Origin of the sequence: Streptomyces prasinopilosus, assembly GCF_001419695.1 — a bacterium.
In the GTDB taxonomy this organism is placed as follows: Bacteria; Actinomycetota; Actinomycetes; order Streptomycetales; family Streptomycetaceae; genus Streptomyces; species Streptomyces prasinopilosus.
The window spans coordinates 1-3,266 of record NZ_LIRG01000440.1 but is presented as its reverse complement, the minus strand read 5'-3'; the positions used below and the strand labels follow the sequence as shown (position 1 = coordinate 3,266).

Below are 3,266 nucleotides of genomic sequence, written 5' to 3'. Positions count from 1 at the left end.
CGTCCCGGCCCGTCCCGGCCCTGGCGCGGCCGGGACGGGCCGGGACGTCGTGGGCGGGGCGGGCGGCGCGGGCGAGGAGGATCGCGGTGATGGCGGCGACCTCCTCGGGCCCGGCGTGGCCCTTCTCGACGCGGATGTCGGGTGTGTTCATGGGTGTCAGTCTCCCTGGGAGAGGGGTCCGCTGGATTGCCGTGAGGGGTCCGCCGGGTCACCGGGGCGGACCGCTTCGGCCGGTCGGCTACTGCGGCGGGTTGCCGTGCTTGCGGGAGGGCAGGTCGGCGTGCTTGGTCTGCAGCATCGCCAGGGAGCGGATCAGCACCTCGCGGGTCTCGGCGGGGTCGATCACGTCGTCCACCAGACCGCGTTCGGCCGCGTAGTAGGGGTGCATCAGCTCGGACTTGTACTCCTTGACCATGCGCGCCCGCATGGCGTCGGGGTCCTCGGCCTCGGCGATCTGGCGGCGGAAGATGACGTTGGCCGCGCCCTCCGCGCCCATCACGGCGATCTCGTTGGTCGGCCAGGCGTAGGTGAGGTCGGCGCCGATGGACTGGCTGTCCATGACGATGTACGCGCCGCCGTACGCCTTGCGCAGGATCAGCGAGATCCTGGGCACGGTCGCGTTGCAGTAGGCGTAGAGGAGCTTGGCGCCGTGGCGGATGATGCCGCCGTGCTCCTGGTCGACGCCCGGGAGGAAGCCGGGGACGTCCAGGAAGGTGAGGATCGGGATGTTGAAGGCGTCGCACATCTGGACGAAGCGGGCGGCCTTCTCGGAGGCCTCGATGTCGAGCACGCCGGCCAGCGCCTGGGGCTGGTTGGCGACGATGCCGACGACCTGGCCGTCCATCCGGGCCAGGGCACAGATGATGTTCCGCGCCCAGCGCTCGTGGACCTCGAGGTACTCGCCGTCGTCGACGATCTCCTCGATGACCTTGGTCATGTCGTACGGGCGGTTGCCGTCGGCCGGGACCAGGTCGAGCAGGACGTCGCCGCGGCGCTCGGGCGCGTCGGTGCTCTCGGTCCTCGGGGGGTTCTCGCGGTTGTTCTGCGGGAGCAGCGACAGGAGGTAGCGCACCTCGGCGATGCACGTCTCCTCGTCGTCGTAGGCGAAGTGGCAGACGCCGCTGGTCTCGGCGTGCACGTCCGCGCCGCCCAGGCCGTTCTGGGTGATCTCCTCGCCGGTGACCGCCTTGACGACGTCCGGTCCGGTGATGAACATCTGCGAGGTGTCGCGGACCATGAACACGAAGTCGGTCAGGGCGGGGCTGTAGGCCGCGCCGCCGGCGCACGGGCCGAGCATCACGCTGATCTGCGGGATGACCCCGGAGGCCTTGGTGTTGCGCTGGAAGATGCCGCCGTAGCCGGCGAGCGCCGAGACGCCCTCCTGGATGCGGGCGCCCGCACCGTCGTTGAGGGAGACCAGCGGCGCGCCCGCCGCGATGGCCATGTCCATGATCTTGTGGATCTTGGTGGCGTGGGCCTCGCCCAGCGCGCCGCCGAAGATCCGGAAGTCGTGGGCGTAGACGAAGACCGTGCGGCCCTCCACGGTGCCCCAGCCGGTGATCACACCGTCGGTGTACGGCTTCTTGGTCTCCAGACCGAAACCGATCGCACGGTGCCGGCGCAGCTGCTCGACCTCGCGGAAGGACTCCGGGTCCAGCAGCAGTTCGATGCGCTCCCGGGCGGTCAGCTTGCCCTTGGCGTGCTGCGCCCGGGTCGCCTTCTCGCTCGGGCCGGTCAGTGCCTGCGCACGGATCTCGTGCAGTTCGGCCACACGTCCGCGCGCGTCGGTCGGCTCACCCGGTGCGTCATCCAAAACGGTCATGATGCGACCTTACGAAGCTCACCCGGAAATGCGAGCCGTCGACTCCTCACAGTCTCGGGGCCGTTTTCCTGGTGCGACCGAACAGAACCGTGACGGCGTGCAGGCGTTCCGACTGTTCAGGGGGCGTGTGCGTTGTAGAGGTCCGACAAACTCCGGGACTGAGACACCCCTCACATCCCCGCGCCGCGCGGACTTCCCCCGCGGACGCCGCCTCTCCGTTTCCGGGGCCCGCGTCGGCCGATTTCACCGGGTCGGCGGCCTCTTCCCGCTCCCGCGTCCGGCCGATCCCAGATGCTCCCCGGGGATTCGCCCGTTCGGGTCGGCCCGCACCGCAGAGGGTAGCGGGCCCCCGGACCGGCCGGCTCCTGGGACCGGCCGGAGGCCGCCGGGTCGGCCGGGACCGCAGGCTCCCGGCGGCCGGGGCCGCCGGGCCGGTCCGGCCGTGGCGGAAACGGGCCCGCGCGGGGCATGGAAGCGACCCGCGCGGGGCAGGGAAGCGGGCGGTACGGGGACATGCCGTCGACGCGGCCGAACGCGGGAACCCTCCCGCAGGGCCTCCCGCCGAGGGGATCCGCTCCGCCCGTTCGGCCGGTTCGCGCGCACGTTCCGCCAAAGATGTTGAACTTTAAAGGGAATACCTCTACAGTGAGTCTCGTTGAAGTAATTGAACATTCAACGGGATCATCGGATCTCCCCGTCCCCAGGAGGAACGCATCATGGGCATCTTCAGCCGCAAGAACAACGAGACCGCCACCGCGACCGCCCCGGCCCCCGTGAACCCGGACCTGGCCGCCCTGACCGGCGACTACACGATCGACCCCTCGCACACCACCCTCGGTTTCGTCGCCCGGCACGCGATGGTCACCAACGTCAAGGGCAGCTTCCAGGAGTTCACCGGCACCCTGCACCTGGACGGCTCCGACCCCTCCCGGTCCACCGCCGTCCTCGACGTGGAGATGGCGAGCATCGAGACCGGCAACGCCGACCGCGACGGTCACCTCAAGAGCGCGGACTTCTTCCGGACCGAGGAGTTCCCGAAGATGACCTTCCGCTCCACCAAGGTGGAGGCCCTGGGCGGCGACGACTACCGGCTCACCGGTGACCTGACGATCCTCGGCACCACCAAGCCCCTCACCATCGACCTGGAGTTCAACGGCGCCGCCAAGGACCCCTTCGGCAACGAGCGCGTGGGCTTCGAGGGCAAGGCCGAGATCCTGCGCTCCGAGTGGGGCCTGACCTGGAACGCGGCGCTGGAGACGGGCGGCGTCCTGGTCTCCGACAAGATCAAGCTGAACTTCGACATCTCGGCGATCAAGAACGCCTGAGCCGACGGTCCCTCCCGTCCGGCACCGCCGCACGCGCGCCCGCCGCCTCCGCACGGAGGAGGGCGGGCGCTCGGCTTTCCGGCGCCGCGGCCGTGCGCTCCCCCACCGGCCGGCCCGGC

The 3,266-nt window shown here is 70.5% G+C and carries 3 protein-coding genes; 1 reads left to right on the top strand and 2 read right to left on the bottom strand.

Features of this window, described 5'->3' with window-relative positions; translation table 11 throughout:
- A partial coding sequence (locus AOK18_RS31060; RefSeq protein ID WP_079105088.1) for an acyl-CoA carboxylase subunit epsilon occupies positions 1–151 on the bottom strand: 151 nt, incomplete at its 3' end.
- An 87-nt stretch (positions 152–238) separates the two neighbouring features.
- Positions 239–1,822, bottom strand: coding sequence for an acyl-CoA carboxylase subunit beta (locus AOK18_RS18785; protein WP_055695128.1), 1,584 nt, complete (start codon positions 1,820–1,822; stop codon positions 239–241).
- A 716-nt stretch (positions 1,823–2,538) separates the two neighbouring features.
- Here AOK18_RS18785 and AOK18_RS18780 point away from each other — a divergent pair.
- The gene (locus AOK18_RS18780) at positions 2,539–3,147 is read left to right on the top strand and encodes a YceI family protein (protein ID WP_055695127.1); all 609 of its coding nucleotides are present in this window, start codon (positions 2,539–2,541) and stop codon (positions 3,145–3,147) included.
- The last annotated feature ends 119 nt before the right edge of the window (positions 3,148–3,266 follow it).